10 protein-coding genes, 2 tRNA genes and 4 rRNA genes are annotated in these 19428 nt (G+C 57.3%); 14 read left to right on the top strand and 2 right to left on the bottom strand.

Going from position 1 to position 19428, the window contains the following annotated elements:
- Positions 1-19 precede the first annotated feature (19 nt).
- Positions 20-1348, bottom strand: coding sequence for a serine hydrolase domain-containing protein (locus AC3RCG_RS00970; RefSeq protein ID WP_492402544.1), 1329 nt, complete (start codon positions 1346-1348; stop codon positions 20-22).
- Between the two features lie 227 nt (positions 1349-1575).
- Here AC3RCG_RS00970 and AC3RCG_RS00965 point away from each other — a divergent pair, with 227 nt between their 5' ends.
- From AC3RCG_RS00965 to AC3RCG_RS00930, 8 genes are all read left to right on the top strand, one after another.
- Positions 1576-2316, top strand: coding sequence for a GntR family transcriptional regulator (locus tag AC3RCG_RS00965; protein ID WP_086140517.1), 741 nt, complete (start codon positions 1576-1578; stop codon positions 2314-2316).
- A 123-nt stretch (positions 2317-2439) separates the two neighbouring features.
- Positions 2440-3321, top strand: coding sequence for an N-acetylmuramic acid 6-phosphate etherase (locus tag AC3RCG_RS00960; RefSeq protein WP_492402546.1), 882 nt, complete (start codon positions 2440-2442; stop codon positions 3319-3321).
- A 45-nt stretch (positions 3322-3366) separates the two neighbouring features.
- Entirely contained in the window at positions 3367-4665 is a 1299-nt protein-coding gene (locus AC3RCG_RS00955; RefSeq protein ID WP_409027547.1) for an MFS transporter, read from the top strand.
- Between the two features lie 91 nt (positions 4666-4756).
- Entirely contained in the window at positions 4757-6418 is a 1662-nt protein-coding gene (locus AC3RCG_RS00950) for a glycoside hydrolase family 10-like protein (RefSeq protein WP_409027548.1), read from the top strand.
- 94 nt (positions 6419-6512) lie between these two features.
- Positions 6513-7460 carry a BadF/BadG/BcrA/BcrD ATPase family protein gene (locus AC3RCG_RS00945; protein ID WP_409027549.1) on the top strand — a complete coding sequence of 316 codons (948 nt, stop codon included), beginning with the start codon at positions 6513-6515 and terminating at the stop codon, positions 7458-7460.
- A gap of 30 nt (positions 7461-7490) precedes the next feature.
- The gene (locus AC3RCG_RS00940) at positions 7491-8291 is read left to right on the top strand and encodes an N-acetylmuramoyl-L-alanine amidase (RefSeq protein WP_121670730.1); all 801 of its coding nucleotides are present in this window, start codon (positions 7491-7493) and stop codon (positions 8289-8291) included.
- An 82-nt stretch (positions 8292-8373) separates the two neighbouring features.
- The gene (locus tag AC3RCG_RS00935) at positions 8374-9276 is read left to right on the top strand and encodes a LysR family transcriptional regulator (RefSeq protein ID WP_099408255.1); all 903 of its coding nucleotides are present in this window, start codon (positions 8374-8376) and stop codon (positions 9274-9276) included.
- Complete coding sequence (locus AC3RCG_RS00930; protein ID WP_492402550.1) at positions 9276-9890, top strand: M15 family metallopeptidase; 615 nt, start codon at positions 9276-9278, stop codon at positions 9888-9890. Before AC3RCG_RS00935 ends, AC3RCG_RS00930 begins: the two co-directional genes overlap by 1 nt.
- Here AC3RCG_RS00930 and AC3RCG_RS00925 read toward each other — a convergent pair whose 3' ends face one another.
- On the bottom strand, positions 9891-11270 hold the full coding sequence (locus tag AC3RCG_RS00925) for a sodium-dependent transporter (RefSeq protein ID WP_070223147.1): 1380 nt from the start codon (positions 11268-11270) through the stop codon (positions 9891-9893).
- 495 nt (positions 11271-11765) lie between these two features.
- Between AC3RCG_RS00925 and AC3RCG_RS00920 the strand changes: the two genes are divergently transcribed.
- The 6 genes from AC3RCG_RS00920 (at position 11766) to AC3RCG_RS00895 (ending at position 19342) form a co-directional block, all read left to right on the top strand.
- A 16S ribosomal RNA gene (locus AC3RCG_RS00920) occupies positions 11766-13296 on the top strand.
- An 82-nt stretch (positions 13297-13378) separates the two neighbouring features.
- Positions 13379-13455, top strand: a tRNA-Ile gene (locus AC3RCG_RS00915).
- 26 nt (positions 13456-13481) lie between these two features.
- Positions 13482-13557: transfer RNA gene (locus tag AC3RCG_RS00910), tRNA-Ala, on the top strand.
- A 240-nt stretch (positions 13558-13797) separates the two neighbouring features.
- Positions 13798-16687 (top strand): 23S ribosomal RNA (locus AC3RCG_RS00905).
- A 139-nt stretch (positions 16688-16826) separates the two neighbouring features.
- Positions 16827-16939: ribosomal RNA gene (gene rrf / locus AC3RCG_RS00900) — 5S ribosomal RNA — on the top strand.
- Between the two features lie 872 nt (positions 16940-17811).
- Positions 17812-19342 (top strand): 16S ribosomal RNA (locus AC3RCG_RS00895).
- Together the 16S, 23S and 5S rRNA genes with 2 tRNA genes alongside form the textbook arrangement of a ribosomal RNA operon.
- Positions 19343-19428: the final 86 nt, after the last annotated feature.

Here is a 19428-nt window from a genome sequence, read left to right as displayed (position 1 = left end):
CTTTCAGGAATGCACTATTTCAGTGCAATGATTCATGCTTGTCAATCGCACCACGGTACAAGGTGGTCAGGATCAATTCCTCGCTGCGCCCCATGGCGGAATACGTGCCCGGATAACGTTCGGGATCGCTGCCCGTGCCGCCCACCAGCATCACCATGCCATTCCTGTGCTTGAAATCGAGCACGAAGGCGGAGACGAGGCCATACGCGTCGCCCAGGTGGCCGACCGCATGAAAACTGGCGCCCTCGACCAGGCCATTGCCCTGCCCAGCCACAGCATCGAACTGCTGGTTGCCCAGGCCCCAGACACGGTACAAGCCCCGTTCGCTGTTGCCATTGCATCCGTCCGGCGCCAGCTGCCATTGGCGGCCAAACATCAGCGCGATGCTGGCCGGCTGCAATAGTTGCTTTCCCTGATAGCGGCCACCGTCGAGCAGCATCTGCATGACGGTGCCCAGTCCCGCGGCGGAGATGCGCAAGCCGCCCGTGGGACTGAAGACGGTGGCGTTGCTGCCGATCACATAACGCGCGATGCCGGCAGGCGGATGCTGGTCAAAATCGTCGGCTTGCGCGATCCAGGGGCCGTGCGGCCGCCACTCTTCCGTCTCCAGCGTGCGCTTGCGGTACAGGGTGGCCGTGTTCGCTATCTCGTCCGCGGTGAATGCCGGCGGATGGTAGCCGCCGCGTACATCGAGGGGATCGAGCAGCAGGCGCCGCATCAGCAAGTCGAAGCGCTCGCCCGTGACTTGCTCCATCACCGTGCCGATCACGCCCCAGTTCAGGTTGGAATACGTAAAGTAGCGGCCGGGTGCCGCGCTGGAATCCCACATCGCGTCGCCGCCGGCCGTAAACACGTCACGCAGGCTGCGTTCCGGCCCCCAGGCATAGCCGCCCGCGTCGCGCAGCGAGGAAGTGTGACTGAGCAGGCTGCGCAAGGTCACGGGCCGCTGGGGGAAATGCGGGTTGCGCAGGGAAAAGCCTAAATAAATGCCCACGTCCTGGTCCAGGCTCAGCTTGCCCTGCTCGAGCAGGCGCATCAGGCCCAGGGTCGTCATCATCTTCGATACGGAAGCGATGCGGAACAGGGTGTCCGGCGTCACGGGCAAGCTGTCAGCCGGCGTGGCGCCGATGTGCCGGTAGCCAAATTGTTGCTGATACGACACCTTACCATTGCGAATGGCCAACACGGACAGGCTGGCCAGCGGGTGGGCCGCATCCCCGACGATGGCGGACAGGGCCGCATCGAGCGCAGGCTGCTGGTCCTTGCCGCTGCCGGGCGGGGCGGCCAGCGCGCTCCAGGTTGTGCCCAGCAGCAGCAAGCCCAGCAAACCCGTCATTTTATTATGCATGTTTCTCTGTTTCGCGATGTGGTGGAGGCATCGCCAGCATAGGGCGGGATCGTTTCCCAGGCTAATGAAAATTGCTTATTTATCTATAATGCAAAGCTATACGTACGGTAAAACATTGTTTTTTTAAATGTATAACCGTTATTTATGGTCATTTTCCATTTATTCATGGGTGGACGGGATACGCACAAGCGCCATCGCTATTACACTAGGAGGACAAGGAGAACTGTATGAGCCAGACCAGCGTAGAACTCAAGGTCGATTTAAATGACAATTCGCCTTTATATATGCAGATCGCCCGCAAGCTGAGCGATGACGTACGCAACGGCCGTTACCAGGTAGACCAGGCCCTGCCATCTGAACGTACCCTGTCCGAACTGCTCGACGTATCGCGCGTGACTGCCCGCAAGGCCATCGACCAGCTCGTCGAGCAAGGCCTCGTCGTGCGCCGCCGCGGTTCGGGCAACTATATTGCCCCGCGCATTGAGCAGCCGCTGTCGAATTTGTCGAGCTTTTCCGAGCAGCTGCAGCAGCGCGGTTACCGTCCCGGCTCGCGCTGGCTCAAGCGCGAAGTCGTCATCGCCAGCAGCGACGAGCAGCTGAGCCTGGGCCTGGCGCAGAACACGAAAGTGGCGCGCCTGGAGCGCCTGCGCCTGGCCGACGACGTGGTGATGGCATATGAAGTGAGCGTGCTGCCCTTCAGCGTCGTGCCGGACCCGGCCGCCATGGGCGACTCGCTGTATGAATACTTGAGCAGCATCAAGAAGGCCCCCGTGCGCGCCTTGCAGCACATCCGCGCCATGAATGCGACGGACGTGCTGGCCGAGCAGCTGGGCATCCCCGATGGCCAGGCCGTGCTGTTCATCACGCGCATCGCCTACTTGGAAACGGGCGAAGCGGTGGAACTGACGCATTCGTATTGCCGCAGCGACCATTACGACTTCGTGGCCGAGATGCGCCGCGCGCCGTAAGAAGGCGGCCGCCACGATCCGCGTGCACCCATAAACTCCCGTTATGCCCGCCCGCCATCCTTTCATGGCTGATCTTGCTCGTTGGTATTAAACTGGTTTCACCTTCAACCATGTTCTGAAATCATGTTGAAAACTGAAACCCCGAGCCGGCGGCATCCGGATCTGGACTTGTATCCGGTGGAGCAACTGGTGGCGGCGCTGGTCGACGACCAGTTCTGGGCCGTCGAAGCCGTGCGGCTGGCCTCGCCGCAAATCGGGGCCGCCATCACGGCCGCCCTGCCCCGCATCGCTGCCGGCGGCCGCTTGCTGTACGTGGGCGCCGGTACGTCGGGACGTCTGGGCGTGCTCGACAGCGTTGAATTGACGCCCACGTTTTCCTGGCCGCCCGAGCGGGCTATGGCCATCCTGGCCGGCGGCGCGGGCGCCATGTTCACGGCCGTCGAAGGGGCCGAAGATGATGTACAGCAAGGCGAGCGCGATGTGCTGGCCCTGTTGCCGCAAGAAAATGATGTCGTGATCCTGCTGGCCGCCTCCGGCGCCACGCCGTACGTGCTGGGCGCCCTGCTGGCCGCGCGTAAGGCGGGCGCCTTGACGATAGGCATTGCCAACAATGTGGACGCCCCCGTGGCGCACGAGGCGCAATGCGGCATCGTGCTCGACACGGGCACGGAAGTCATTTCCGGCAGCACGCGTCTGAAAGCGGGTACGGCGCAAAAAATCACCCTGAACACGATTTCCAGCGCCCTGATGGTCGGTTTGCACAAAACTTACGGAAACTTGATGGTAGACTTGAAGCCGACCAACGCCAAGCTGATCTGGCGGGCCGTGCGTCTGACCATGCATGCCACCGGCGCCAGCGAGGTGCAGGCCAGGACCGTGCTGGAACAATGCCACTATCACGTCAAGGTGGCGATTGTTGCCTTGATCAAAAAAATCAATACAAACCAGGCACAGGCATTGTTGGCCGGCGCGGGCGGCAGTGTGCGGGCGGCACTGGCGGCGTGATCCGATGGCGCGGCATTCTTCTGTCTGGGAGACCAAGAAGGATGTATGGAGCTAGTGAAACAACCCGCCCCGGCGCGTAAAAATAATCCGTGGCTGTGGATCCCTTCCCTGTATTTCGGCCAGGGCATCCCCTACGTAGTGGTCATGACCTTGTCCGTGATCATGTACAAGAATTACGGCTTTTCCAATACGGATATCGCGCTGTACACGAGCTGGCTGTACTTGCCCTGGGTCATCAAGCCCCTGTGGTCGCCCTTCATCGATATGTACCGCACCAAGCGTTTCTGGATCGTCGGCCTGCAGCTGGTGATCGGCGCCGCGCTGGCGCTGGTGGCCTTGACGACGTCCTTGCCCCACTTTTTCCAGATCAGTTTGGCCATCTTCTGGCTGATGGCCTTCAGTTCCGCCACGCATGATATCGCCGCCGACGGCTTTTATATGCTGGGCCTGGAAGAGCACCAGCAGGCGGCCTTCGTCGGCGTGCGCAGCACGTTTTACCGCCTGGCGATGATCGCCGGCCAGGGCGGCCTCGTGTATCTGGCCGGCTATCTGACGCATGCGACGGGCAATGTGCAGCTGGCCTGGTCCGTCGTGTTCGCGATTCTGGCGGGCCTGTTCATCGCCCTCTTCCTGTACCACTATTTTATCTTGCCGAAACCCAAGGACGACCGCCCCAGCATCCAGGACGCCGGCATTTCTCCGTTGCAAGAGTTCATCGCCACCTTTGCGGCCTTCTTCAAGAAGAAGGATATTGTCGTCATCCTCGGCTTTTTGCTGCTGTTCCGCCTCGGCGAAGCGCAACTGCTCAAATTGGCCGCGCCCTTCCTGCTCGACCCCGTCGCCAAGGGCGGCCTGGGCCTCACGACGGAACAGGTGGGCCTCGTCTACGGCACCATCGGCGTGATCGCCCTGACCCTGGGCGGCTTGCTGGGAGGCTTCATCATTTCCCGCTTCGGCTTGAAGCGTTGCCTGTGGATCATGGTGCTGTCCGTGCACTTGCCCGACCTGGTGTTTGTCTACCTGGCCAGCGCCTTGCCCAGCAACATTTATGTGATCGCGGGGGGCATTGCGTTGGAGCAATTCGGTTATGGCTTTGGTTTCGCCTCGTACATGTTGTACATGATCATGGTCTCCGATGGCGCGCATAAAACGGCCCATTACGCCATTTGCACGGGCTTCATGGCCCTGGGCATGATGTTGCCGGGCATGGCCAGCGGCTGGATCCAGCAAATGCTCGGCTACCAGCACTTCTTCATCTGGGTCTGCATCGCCACGATTCCCGCTTTCATCATGGCCGCGCTGGTCAAGATCGATCCTGAATTCGGCAAGAAGGCCGAGGCCTGATTCTTTTGAACCGTGCGCCCGCAAGGATGGCGGGCGCACAGTAAAATGCCCGCACCGATAGACCTGCGCTTTACCACTGCAAGGAATTGTTTTGTTGTCTACTTTCAAAAAACGCCTGGGCGCCACGGCCGGCGTGCTGGCCGCCTTGGCCACCGCCACATTGCTCAGCAGCTGTACCAGCACCAGAATGCCGTCCGCAGTGACGCCAGGCGAAGCGGGCTTGCCGGCCGTGCCGCCCGTGCAGCACATCACGGGCGAAGTGCCGCCGCCGGCGCCGCGCGAATTCCGCGCCGCCTGGGTCTCGACGGTGGCCAATATCGACTGGCCCAGCCGCAGCAATTTGCCTGTCGCCAAGCAGCAAGCCGAAGCGATCGCCATCCTCGACCGCGCCAAGTCCTTGAATCTGAACGCGATTGTGCTGCAGGTGCGCCCCAGCGCCGACACGATTTACCCCTCGCAACTGGAGCCATGGTCGGAATATCTGACGGGCAAGCAAGGCCAGCCGCCATTGCCCATGTATGACCCGCTGGCCTTCTGGGTGGCGCAGGCGCATGCGCGCGGCCTGGAATTGCACGCCTGGTTCAACCCGTACCGGGCTCGTCACGCGACGGCCAAGTCGCCGCTGGCGCGCGACAGTTTCGCGTCCACCAACCCCGCGTCCGTCAAGCAATACGGCCGCTACCTGTGGATGGACCCGGGCGATGCGGCCGCTTCGAAGCACACGACGGACGTGGTGCTGGACGTGGTGCGCCGCTACGATATCGATGGCGTGCACATCGACGATTACTTTTATCCATACCCGATCGACGCGCCTGGCGCCGGTGCGGGAGCCGAGACGGCCGCGCTGGACGCGGGCAATGGCGGCGCCAAGCGCGAACTGCCCTTCCCCGATGAGCCTTCCTGGCAGCAATATCTGCTGGCCGGCGGCGATCTCGACCGCGCTTCCTGGCGCCGCCAGAACGTCAACCAGCTGATCGAAGCTTTATATACCGGCATCCACCGCGAAAAGAGCTGGGTGCGTTTCGGCATCAGCCCGTTCGGCATAGGCCGTCCCGACCGCCGCCCTGCCGGCATCGTCGGCTTCAGCCAGTACGATAAATTGTATGCGGATGCGGAACTATGGCTGGCCAAGGGCTGGCTCGATTATCTGTCGCCGCAGCTGTACTGGCCCGTGGCGCAGGCGCCGCAAGCGTTTGGCGTGCTGCTCGACTACTGGCTGGCGCAAAATCCGTATGGCCGCCACGTGTGGCCCGGTTTATATACGAGCCGCATCGACAATTCCGCCAAGTCCTTCACGCCGCAAGAGATCATCAAGCAGATCGAAGTGACGCGCACGCGCCCCGGCGCGAATGGCCAAGTGCATTTCAGCATGGTGCCCCTGATGCAGAACCGCAAGGGTGTCAGCGAGCAACTCAAGGCGAGCGTGTATCAAAGCCCGGCCCTGATCCCCGCCACGCCATGGCTGGGCAAGGAAGCGCCGGGCACGCCGGTGCTGGCTTTGCGCCGCGATTCCAGCAGCCTGAACGTCAAATTGACGTCGGGCGGCGGCAAACCCGTGGCGCAATACGCCGTCTGGGCCCGCTACGGCGAAGACTGGCGTTTCACCGTGGTCACTGGCGTGCAGGCTGAACTGACCCTGGTTGATGATGCCATCGGTAAAGTCAATGCGGTGGTGGTCAGCGCCGTGGACCGCCTCGGCAATGAAAGCCCTCGCGTCACCGTGCGCGCACCGTTTACGGCCCCTGCCAAGTAATTGTTGAGCGTTCACCGCTAGTCCATAACCTGTAGGCATGAAACATGCGCAAGCTTTCATGCCTGCAAGCTTCGCTTGGCTTTACACTCATGCCATGATTTCCTTCCCTGCAACCAATACTGATACTGCCGTGCTCGGGCTGGGCATCGACGCGGGCGGCACGCAGACGCGCTGGGCCTTGGCCACCGCCGACGGCGCCATCGTGGCCGACGGCGCAGTCGAAGGCTTGTCTGCCTTGCAAATGGGCAGCGATGCGGGCCGCGCCGCCGTGCACGCCACGTTTGCCCGGCTGTGCCAGGCCGTGCTGGCCGTCGGCCAACCGCGTGCCGTGGTGGCGGGCTTGACGGGTTTTGGCGGCGACGATGTTGTGCTGGCGCAAACCTTGGCCAGCCTGCTGGTGCTGGATGCCGCTGACGTCAGCCTGGGCAACGACATTGAAATCGCCTATCGCGACAGTTTTGAACCTGGCGAAGGTTATCTGGTCTACGCTGGCACGGGTTCGATCGCCGCCTGGATCGATGTGGATGGCGGCTTTCACCGCGCGGGCGGGCGCGGCGTGCTGCTCGACGATGGCGGCGGCGGCTACTGGATCGCGCGCGAAGCCTTGCGTCACATCTGGCGCCGCGAAGACGAGGCGCCCGGCAGCTGGCACAGTTCGCCTATGGCCGAAGCCGTATTTGCGCAACTGGGCGGCAGCGACTGGTCGCTGTCGCGCGCCTTCATGTATGGCCAGGACCGGGGCGCCATCGGCCGGCTGGCGCTGGCCGTGGCCGCCAGTGCAGATGCCGACCCGCTGGCGCTGGACATCTTGCAGCGCGCGGGACAGGAACTGGCGCGATTGGCGCTGGCGCTGACGGCGCGCTACGGTCCCCGTCCCGTGGTGCTGGCAGGGCGCGCGGCGCAATTGCACCCGGCCATCGCGGCTGCCATGCGCGCCGCTTTGCCTGTATCGTTGATGATGGAGCAAAAAGTTGCCCGTTCGCATGAGGCCGCGGCCAAGCTGGCGGCCAGGACGGCGAGCCAGCGTATTGTCAAGTACTGACTATTTTATTAACCCGAACACGGATCTTTCATGAAAAAAATCGCCCTCGCCCTGCTGGTGGCACTGCTTTCCGCGTGTACCACGCCCGCGCCGCACCTCGACCATAGCTTGACGGCGCGCAGCCAGAGCCCGCGCGTGAAATTCATCGTCATCCATTACACGGTCAGCGACCTGCCCCGTTCGATCAAGATCCTGACGGAACAAGTAGTCAGCAGCCATTATTTGCTGACGGACACGGATAAGCCGAAGTTTTACGTGCTGGTCGACGAATCGCGCCAGGCCAATCACGCGGGTGTGAGTAACTGGAAGACTTATACACAGTTAAATGTCAGCTCGATCGGCATCGAGATCGTCAACCCTGGCTACAAGGACACGCCGGAAGGCCGCCTCTGGTATCCCTTCCCCCAGGCACAGATCGATGAACTGATTCCGCTGTTGAAAGATATCCAGGCCCGCTACAACATCGCGCCGGAAAATATCCTGGGCCACAACGAAATCGCCCCGCAGCGCAAGCAGGACCCGGGTCCGTTGTTTCCATGGCGCCAGCTGGCCGATGCGGGCCTGATCGTCTGGCCCGATGCCAACCGCGTGGCCGCGCAGCGCCTCATTTTTGAGCAGCAAGTACCTGATGCCGTCTGGTTCCAGAAAAAGCTGGCCCAGCACGGCTATGCGACGCCAAATACGGGCATATTCGATGAAGCGACGCGCAATGTGCTGATCGCCTTCCAGATGAAGTACCGCAATACGCGCTTTGACGGCATGCCCGACGGCGAGACGGCAGCCCTGCTGGAAGTGCTGACGACACCGGCCACAGCTGTTGCAACAAAGTAGCATGGCCGTTCCAGCCCATGACTTTTTCTTATATGCTGAACATTACGGCCCAGGCGGCCACGGCAAGGTAAAGGAATAGCTCATGCGGCTGCGTCATATCGAAGTGTTTCACGCCATCATGCAAGTTGGCACCATCAGCGGCGCCGCCCAGGTGCTGCATATCTCGCAGCCGGCTGTGACCAAGGTCTTGCAGCATTGCGAGTTGCAACTGGGCATGCCGCTGTTCGAGCGCGTGCGGGGCAAGCTGTACCCGAAGCCCGAGGCGCACCGTTTGTTTGTCGAGACGGAAAAGCTCAACCGCGATTTATTGGGCATCCGCCGCCTGGCGGCTAGCCTGAAGGGCCATGCGGTGGAAACCATCCGTTTGGTGTCCACGCCGACGCTTGCCATCAGCGTCTTGCCGTTTGCCATGACGGAGTGGCGGCGCGACTTTCCTCACACGCGCTGCCAGCTGGCTACCCACCACACGGGCGAGATCGTCAATACCTTGCGCCTCGGTGAAGCGGACCTGGCCGTATCGCTGCAAGACCCGCGCCATCCGGGCATCGTGGCCGAACCGATCGCGCAGGGCGTCATGACGGTCATCGCGCCAGCCGGCACCTGGCATGCGGCCGATTGCGGCACACCGTTGACGGCGCATGGCCTGAACGGCGAGCTGATCGGCCATGCGGACAACGATCCGCTGGGCGAACTGGTGGTGGCCGCCTGCGAGGCGCAGGATATCCATCCCGTGTTTTCCACCGTGGTGCAGACGTATCAAATCGCCCGTTCCCTCGTGGAAGCGGGCGCCGGCATGGCCGTGGTCGACCCGTTTACGGCGGCGTCCGGCTCGCCCGAGCGGCTGCAGCGCCGTCCCTGGGCGCCCACGATACCGATCCAACTGTATTTATTGACGGCGAGCCACTCGCCGCTGTCGCATGGCGCGCGGCGCCTGGCCGACAGCATTGGCGTGGCGGCGCGCAACTGCCTGGAAAGAGGAGTCTGATGTCTGTTGCAAGTTCGCAATTGGAAGCGGTCGGCAGCGACCCGCAATTTCGCCACCTGAGCAGCATCGCCGGCATTGCCGTCGACTTGCGCTATGCCACGCCCGACAATTTCGTCGGCCGCGACTTATACAGCCCCATCGATTGCGCCTGGCTGCACCGCGATGCGGCCGCCGCGCTGGAGCAGGCCGTGGCCTGGCTGGCCGCGCATCGCCCCGATCATCATCTGTTGGTGCTCGACGCCCTGCGCCCGCAGCGGGTGCAGCAGCAATTGTGGGATGCGCTGCAGGGAACGGAGTTACTGGGCTACATCGCCGAGCCGTCGCGCGGCTCCATCCACTCGTTCGGCATGGCGCTCGACATCACCATCGTCGGCCCGGACGGCCGGGAATTGGACATGGGCACGGGTTTTGATGATCTGAGTGAGCGCTCGCACCCGGCACTGGAGCTCGTCTTGCTGGAAAAGGGGGAAATTACCGAGGAGCAAGTGGCGCACCGCCGCTTGTTGCGCGACGCCATGTTCCAGGCGGGCTTTTTTGGCATCAACAGCGAATGGTGGCATTTCGATTGCGGCGACCGGGTGCTGGTGCGCCAGACCTACACCCGGGTACTCTGATTAGAAGACCTTTAATCCCTTCAGCATCACGATCAGGATCAGCACTGGCGAGACAAAGCGCAGCAGGAACAGCAGTACGTGCGCCAGAGTTTGATTTTGCAACTGGCCATGATTGCTGATCGCCTCGATGAAATGCTGCTTGCCCCAGGCCCAGCCTGTAAACAAGGCAATCGCGATGCCGCCCACGGGCAGGAAGATATTCGATGAGACGAAGTCGAACAGATCAAACATATTCAAGTTAAACAGCTTGAAGTCCGCCAGGGTACTGTTGCTCAGCGCGCACACGGAACCGAGCACGGCCAGCAGTAGCATGGTCACGATGGTGGACTTGGTGCGCGTCCAGCCGAAACGTTCGTGGAAAATCACCACGGGCACTTCCATTAGCGACAGCATCGCCCCCGTGGCGGCGACAGCGGCCAGGATGAAGAACACCACCATCAGCACTTGTCCCATGGGAATTTGCGAAAACACGGCCGGAATCGTGATGAACACCAGCGACGGTCCCGCGCTGGGGGCGAAGCCAAACGTGAACACGGCGGGGAAGATGGCGATACCGGCCAGCATCGATACACCGAGGTCGGCCGCCATCACCCGCAAAGTGGTGACGGGGATATTCTGGTCATCGCGGAAATAGCTGCCGTAGGTCATCATCGTACCCATGCCGACGGATAATTTAAAGAAGGCCAGGCCCATGGCCGTCAGCACGACGGAAGCCGTCAGCTTGGAAAAATCAGGGCGGAACAGGAAAGCCAAGCCTTCGCCCGCCTTATCGAGCGACAGGCTCACCGCGCACAGCAACAGCAGCAGCAGGAACAGCAGCGGCATCAGCTTCTTGGCGATCGCCTCGATGCCCTTGGTCACGCCCAGCATCAATATGCCGCCGATAAACAGCAGCACGCCCCATTGCCAGAACAGCGATTGCAAAGGATTGCTGATCAGCGAGGCGAAGGCCGCTTCCGTCACCAGCTTGTCGCTGCTCAAGATGGAGCCGTCGATGGCCTTGGCGATGTACGCAAACACCCAGCCCACCACTTCCGAATAAAACGCGACGATCAGGAAGGCGGCGACCATGCCGATAAAGCCGACCAGCCACCAGGGCTTGCCCTTCGGTGCCAGCTGTTCCATGGTGGAGATGGGATTGACTTTGGCGCGGCGCCCCAGGGTGATTTCCGCGATCATCACGGGCAGGCCTACCAATAAGGTAGCGAGCAGATAGATGAGCAGGAAGCCGGCGCCGCCATTGGCGCCTGTCAGATAGGGGAACTTCCAGATATTGCCGAGACCGACTGCGGAACCGAGGGTGGCGGCGAGCACGCCGAAGCCAGTGGTAAAGCCAGCTCGTTTCAGGGTCAGGCCTGATCCTTGAGCTTGTTGTTTCATGGTGAATCTTCTATGGTTCTATATATAGACAAGCGCCGTTTGGCGCGGAGGGGGCGAAATTGTAGCAGTTGGCCGCAAAAGCCCCGGAAAAGCCTTGCTTCCGCTGGGGCGCTTTGCTATAGTTCGCCTCCCCAATGAGACGCAGTCAAATGCGGCACTTGAGGATCACCGGAAACGGCGATGAGCAGGAAAAGAAGGAGTTGACGGATGTAGTGAAATGCTTCATACTCTTCCTTCTTCGCAGCTGACAAACACAACGCTTTGTCGATGGCGCGAAAGTAGCACCGAATACAGTTCTTTAACAATTAACAGTCGATAAGTGTGGACATTTGATGTAGTGCAGCAGTGATTTTCGGGTCGCTGTAATACTTAAAATATCAAATGTTCACAAGAAATAATGAAATAGGCGCTACGCAAGTAGTGGCCTGTCAGTTTTTTGAGTGAGCGACCCGTCAGCAATGACGGTGCCAATAAAATGGCAAAGTAACAGAGATTAAACTGAAGAGTTTGATCCTGGCTCAGATTGAACGCTGGCGGCATGCCTTACACATGCAAGTCGAACGGCAGCACGGAGCTTGCTCTGGTGGCGAGTGGCGAACGGGTGAGTAATATATCGGAACGTACCCTGGAGTGGGGGATAACGTAGCGAAAGTTACGCTAATACCGCATACGATCTACGGATGAAAGTGGGGGATCGCAAGACCTCATGCTCGTGGAGCGGCCGATATCTGATTAGCTAGTTGGTAGGGTAAAAGCCTACCAAGGCATCGATCAGTAGCTGGTCTGAGAGGACGACCAGCCACACTGGAACTGAGACACGGTCCAGACTCCTACGGGAGGCAGCAGTGGGGAATTTTGGACAATGGGCGAAAGCCTGATCCAGCAATGCCGCGTGAGTGAAGAAGGCCTTCGGGTTGTAAAGCTCTTTTGTCAGGGAAGAAACGGTGAGAGCTAATATCTCTTGCTAATGACGGTACCTGAAGAATAAGCACCGGCTAACTACGTGCCAGCAGCCGCGGTAATACGTAGGGTGCAAGCGTTAATCGGAATTACTGGGCGTAAAGCGTGCGCAGGCGGTTTTGTAAGTCTGATGTGAAATCCCCGGGCTCAACCTGGGAATTGCATTGGAGACTGCAAGGCTAGAATCTGGCAGAGGGGGGTAGAATTCCACGTGTAGCAGTGAAATGCGTAGATATGTGGAGGAACACCGATGGCGAAGGCAGCCCCCTGGGTCAAGATTGACGCTCATGCACGAAAGCGTGGGGAGCAAACAGGATTAGATACCCTGGTAGTCCACGCCCTAAACGATGTCTACTAGTTGTCGGGTCTTAATTGACTTGGTAACGCAGCTAACGCGTGAAGTAGACCGCCTGGGGAGTACGGTCGCAAGATTAAAACTCAAAGGAATTGACGGGGACCCGCACAAGCGGTGGATGATGTGGATTAATTCGATGCAACGCGAAAAACCTTACCTACCCTTGACATGGCTGGAATCCCCGAGAGATTGGGGAGTGCTCGAAAGAGAACCAGTACACAGGTGCTGCATGGCTGTCGTCAGCTCGTGTCGTGAGATGTTGGGTTAAGTCCCGCAACGAGCGCAACCCTTGTCATTAGTTGCTACGAAAGGGCACTCTAATGAGACTGCCGGTGACAAACCGGAGGAAGGTGGGGATGACGTCAAGTCCTCATGGCCCTTATGGGTAGGGCTTCACACGTCATACAATGGTACATACAGAGCGCCGCCAACCCGCGAGGGGGAGCTAATCGCAGAAAGTGTATCGTAGTCCGGATTGTAGTCTGCAACTCGACTGCATGAAGTTGGAATCGCTAGTAATCGCGGATCAGCATGTCGCGGTGAATACGTTCCCGGGTCTTGTACACACCGCCCGTCACACCATGGGAGCGGGTTTTACCAGAAGTAGGTAGCTTAACCGTAAGGAGGGCGCTTACCACGGTAGGATTCGTGACTGGGGTGAAGTCGTAACAAGGTAGCCGTATCGGAAGGTGCGGCTGGATCACCTCCTTTCTAGAGTTTGCACGAATCATGTAAATGATTCACGCATCAAATGTTCACACTTATCGGCTGTTAATAAAGAAGAACAGCATTTGGGGCTGTAGCTCAGCTGGTTAGAGCACCGTGTTGATAACGCGGGGGTCGTTGGTTCGAGTCCAACCAGCCCTACCAGTTTCTGTAGTCTGGAAATACCCATAGGGGGATTAGCTCAGCTGGGAGAGCACCTGCTTTGCAAGCAGGGGGTCGTCGGTTCGATCCCGTCATCCTCCACCAAAAGTTCAAACGTAAATCAGCGCAGATGGCGCCGGGATTTAGGTTTGGTCTTTTCGAGATCAAGTGCTGTATGTTCTTTAACAATCTGGAAGAAGTAAAGATTATTTATTGATCGGTTTGCCGTAAAACGCAAATCGATGGGTAATGATTGTATGTATCAACAAACAAGCAACAACGTTGTACTTTCTTATCCCTGTAGCGCTCTTTGATGGTTTCGACTATCAGAGGCTAACGTTATAGGGACAAGCGAATAAGTGCACATGGTGGATGCCTTGGCGATTACAGGCGATGAAGGACGTAGTAGCTTGCGATAAGCTGCGGGGAGTGAGCAAACACACTTTGATCCGCAGATTTCCGAATGGGGCAACCCACCCTTTTAGGGTATTGCATACTGAATACATAGGTATGCAAGGCGAACGCGGCGAACTGAAACATCTAAGTAGCTGCAGGAAAAGAAATCAACCGAGATTCCCAAAGTAGCGGCGAGCGAAATGGGAGGAGCCTGTACGTGATAGTCGGACCGATAACAGAATCCTCTGGAAATAGGAGCCATAGCGGGTGATAGCCCCGTATGTGAAATCGGACCGGTGGTACTAAGCGTACGACAAGTAGGGCGGGACACGTGACATCCTGTCTGAATATGGGGGGACCATCCTCCAAGGCTAAATACTCGTAATCGACCGATAGTGAACCAGTACCGTGAGGGAAAGGCGAAAAGAACCCCGGAAGGGGAGTGAAATAGATCCTGAAACCGTGTGCATACAAACAGTAGGAGCGGACTTGTTCCGTGACTGCGTACCTTTTGTATAATGGGTCAGCGACTTACATTCAGTGGCAAGGTTAACCGCATAGGGAAGCCGTAGAGAAATCGAGTCCGAATAGGGCGATCAGTCGCTGGGTGTAGACCCGAAACCAAGTGATCTACTCATGGCCAGGATGAAGGTGCGGTAACACGCCCTGGAGGTCCGAACCCACTAATGTTGAAAAATTAGGGGATGAGCTGTGGGTAGGGGTGAAAGGCTAAACAAACTTGGAAATAGCTGGTTCTCTCCGAAAACTATTTAGGTAGTGCCTCAAGTATCACCATCGGGGGTAGAGCACTGTTATGGCTAGGGGGTCATTGCGACTTACCAAACCATTGCAAACTCCGAATACCGATGAGTGCGAGCTTGGGAGACAGACGTCGGGTGCTAACGTCCGGCGTCAAGAGGGAAACAACCCAGACCGCCAGCTAAGGTCCCAAAGATTGGCTAAGTGGAAAACGAAGTGGGAAGGCTAAAACAGTCAGGATGTTGGCTTAGAAGCAGCCATCATTTAAAGAAAGCGTAATAGCTCACTGATCGAGTCGTCCTGCGCGGAAGATGTAACGGGGCTAAGCCAGTCACCGAAGCTGCGGATATTGTTCTGTGATTTATCACAGATATATATGGTAGGAGAGCGTTCTGTAAGCCTGCGAAGGTGTCTTGTAAAGGATGCTGGAGGTATCAGAAGTGCGAATGCTGACATGAGTAGCGATAATGGGGGTGAAAAGCCTCCACGCCGTAAGCCCAAGGTTTCCTGTTCAACGTTCATCGGAGCAGGGTGAGTCGGCCCCTAAGGCGAGGCAGAGATGCGTAGCTGATGGGAAGCAGGTTAATATTCCTGCACCGTCGTATGATGCGATGGGGGGACGGATCGCGGAAGGTTGTCTGACTGTTGGAATAGTCAGTTTCTGTCTCATAGAAGGCGCTTAGGCAAATCCGGGCGCGGAATTCAAGGGGATGGGACGAGTGAACTTGTTCACGAAGCAATCGGAAGTGGTTCCAAGAAAAGCCTCTAAGCTTCAGTCATACGAGACCGTACCGCAAACCGACACAGGTGGGCGAGATGAGTATTCTAAGGCGCTTGAGAGAACTCGGGAGAAGGAACTCGGCAAATTGGTACCGTAACTTCGGGAAAAGGTACGCCCCGGTAGCTTGACTGGTTTACTCCAGAAGGGTGAAAGGGTTGCAATAAACTGGTGGCTGCGACTGTTTAATAAAAACACAGCACTCTGCAAACACGAAAGTGGACGTATAGGGTGTGACGCCTGCCCGGTGCTGGAAGATTAAATGATGGGGTGCAAGCTCTTGATTGAAGTCCCAGTAAACGGCGGCCGTAACTATAACGGTCCTAAGGTAGCGAAATTCCTTGTCGGGTAAGTTCCGACCTGCACGAATGGCGTAACGATGGCCACACTGTCTCCTCCCGAGACTCAGCGAAGTTGAAATGTTTGTGATGATGCAATCTACCCGCGGCTAGACGGAAAGACCCCATGAACCTTTACTGTAGCTTTGCATTGGACTTTGAACCAATCTGTGTAGGATAGGTGGGAGGCTTTGAAGCGGGGACGCTAGTTCTCGTGGAGCCAACCTTGAAATACCACCCTGGTTTGTTTGAGGTTCTAACCTTGGTCCGTTATCCGGATCGGGGACAGTGCATGGTAGGCAGTTTGACTGGGGCGGTCTCCTCCTAAAGTGTAACGGAGGAGTTCGAAGGTACGCTAGATACGGTCGGACATCGTGTTGATAGTGCAATGGCATAAGCGTGCTTAACTGCGAGACTGACAAGTCGAGCAGGTACGAAAGTAGGACATAGTGATCCGGTGGTTCTGTATGGAAGGGCCATCGCTCAACGGATAAAAGGTACTCTGGGGATAACAGGCTGATTCCTCCCAAGAGTTCATATCGACGGGGGAGTTTGGCACCTCGATGTCGGCTCATCACATCCTGGGGCTGTAGCCGGTCCCAAGGGTATGGCTGTTCGCCATTTAAAGTGGTACGTGAGCTGGGTTTAAAACGTCGTGAGACAGTTTGGTCCCTATCTGCCGTGGGCGTTGGAAATTTGAAGGGGGCTGCTCCTAGTACGAGAGGACCGGAGTGGACGAACCTCTGGTGTACCGGTTGTCACGCCAGTGGCATTGCCGGGTAGCTAAGTTCGGAAGAGATAACCGCTGAAAGCATCTAAGCGGGAAACTTGCCTTGAGATGAGATTTCCCAGAGCCTTGAGCTCTTTGAAGGGTCGTTCGAGACCAGGACGTTGATAGGCTGGGTGTGGAAGTGCAGTAATGCATTAAGCTAACCAGTACTAATTGCCCGTACGGCTTGTCCCTATAACCTTAGCAGGTACAGAGGATAAGACGGTACAACGTTGCGTGTGTGTTGATACACCAATTCATTACCCCAATCTTTGCTTCTTCCAGATTCATGGCCTTGTCGTCCTACAGGAGACAAACGCCGGTACAAGTTATGCCTGATGACCATAGCAAGTTGGTCCCACCCCTTCCCATCCCGAACAGGACCGTGAAACAACTTTGCGCCGATGATAGTGCTGCAACCAGTGTGAAAGTAGGTTATCGTCAGGCTTGTTATACGCAGTAAGAGAAAAACCCCGCCGGACTCCGGTGGGGTTTTTTTTCGTCTGGTGGTTGGATGTGCTGGCGGTGTGTCGGCTTACGCTGCGCTAAGCCGACCTACGCCGGCCTGCGCCGACCTACGCCGGCCTGCGCCGACCGACATCGACCAAGTCGGGTGGGCTGGATTAGCGTAGTGTTGTCGGATGACGGCCTGCGGCCTGATCCGACCTACGCTCATGTAAAGTTCAGTAGGTCGGATTAGCGTAGCGTAATCCGACAACAATGCCAGCCGATCAATTCGACCCTACGACCAGCCCTGGTGCAGTTGCCTGGCCGGCGCCACCCAATGCAGATGCAATGAATATGCCGCTTAATGCACCTGTAGAAACAGCTAGCCGGGTATTCCGAATGTAATTATCTGGTCGATTTGATGTTGATATAGCATTGAATAATGATAGTTCACACTTTCTTAGAATAAACCTTGCTGCCTTCGCATAGCTTTGCTATAGTTCGCCTCCCCAATGAGACGCTGCAGTTTGCGAAACAACGGGATCACTGGAAACGGTGAGGGTAGTAAAAAGAAGGTTGACGGATTTAGCGAAATGCTTCATAATCTTCCTTCTTCGCAGCTGACAAACACAACGCTTTGTCGATAGCGCGAAAGTAGCACCGAATACAGTTCTTTAACAATTAACAGTCGATAAGTGTGGGCATTTGATGTAAGTGCAGCGTCAATCTTCGGATTGGCGTCTAACTTAAAATATCAAATGTTCACAAGAAATAATGAAATAGGCGCTACGAAAGTAGTGGCCTGTCAGTTTTTTGAGTGAGCGACCCGTCAGCAATGACGGTGCCGGTAAAACGGCAAAGTAACAGAGATTAAACTGAAGAGTTTGATCCTGGCTCAGATTGAACGCTGGCGGCATGCCTTACACATGCAAGTCGAACGGCAGCACGGAGCTTGCTCTGGTGGCGAGTGGCGAACGGGTGAGTAATATATCGGAACGTACCCTGGAGTGGGGGATAACGTAGCGAAAGTTACGCTAATACCGCATACGATCTACGGATGAAAGTGGGGGATCGCAAGACCTCATGCTCGTGGAGCGGCCGATATCTGATTAGCTAGTTGGTAGGGTAAAAGCCTACCAAGGCATCGATCAGTAGCTGGTCTGAGAGGACGACCAGCCACACTGGAACTGAGACACGGTCCAGACTCCTACGGGAGGCAGCAGTGGGGAATTTTGGACAATGGGCGAAAGCCTGATCCAGCAATGCCGCGTGAGTGAAGAAGGCCTTCGGGTTGTAAAGCTCTTTTGTCAGGGAAGAAACGGTGAGAGCTAATATCTCTTGCTAATGACGGTACCTGAAGAATAAGCACCGGCTAACTACGTGCCAGCAGCCGCGGTAATACGTAGGGTGCAAGCGTTAATCGGAATTACTGGGCGTAAAGCGTGCGCAGGCGGTTTTGTAAGTCTGATGTGAAATCCCCGGGCTCAACCTGGGAATTGCATTGGAGACTGCAAGGCTAGAATCTGGCAGAGGGGGGTAGAATTCCACGTGTAGCAGTGAAATGCGTAGATATGTGGAGGAACACCGATGGCGAAGGCAGCCCCCTGGGTCAAGATTGACGCTCATGCACGAAAGCGTGGGGAGCAAACAGGATTAGATACCCTGGTAGTCCACGCCCTAAACGATGTCTACTAGTTGTCGGGTCTTAATTGACTTGGTAACGCAGCTAACGCGTGAAGTAGACCGCCTGGGGAGTACGGTCGCAAGATTAAAACTCAAAGGAATTGACGGGGACCCGCACAAGCGGTGGATGATGTGGATTAATTCGATGCAACGCGAAAAACCTTACCTACCCTTGACATGGCTGGAATCCCCGAGAGATTGGGGAGTGCTCGAAAGAGAACCAGTACACAGGTGCTGCATGGCTGTCGTCAGCTCGTGTCGTGAGATGTTGGGTTAAGTCCCGCAACGAGCGCAACCCTTGTCATTAGTTGCTACGAAAGGGCACTCTAATGAGACTGCCGGTGACAAACCGGAGGAAGGTGGGGATGACGTCAAGTCCTCATGGCCCTTATGGGTAGGGCTTCACACGTCATACAATGGTACATACAGAGCGCCGCCAACCCGCGAGGGGGAGCTAATCGCAGAAAGTGTATCGTAGTCCGGATTGTAGTCTGCAACTCGACTGCATGAAGTTGGAATCGCTAGTAATCGCGGATCAGCATGTCGCGGTGAATACGTTCCCGGGTCTTGTACACACCGCCCGTCACACCATGGGAGCGGGTTTTACCAGAAGTAGGTAGCTTAACCGTAAGGAGGGCGCTTACCACGGTAGGATTCGTGACTGGGGTGAAGTCGTAACAAGGTAGCCGTATCGGAAGGTGCGGCTGGATCACCTCCTTTCTAGAGTTTGCACGAATCATGTAAATGATTCACGCATCAAATGTTCACACTTATCGGCTGTTAGTCAAAGAAGAAACAGTAGTCGT

Source organism: Janthinobacterium sp. GW823-FHT01H08 (genome assembly GCF_058797855.1).
Note: the sequence above shows the minus strand (reverse complement) of the source record. Positions and strands in the feature narration are given on the sequence as shown.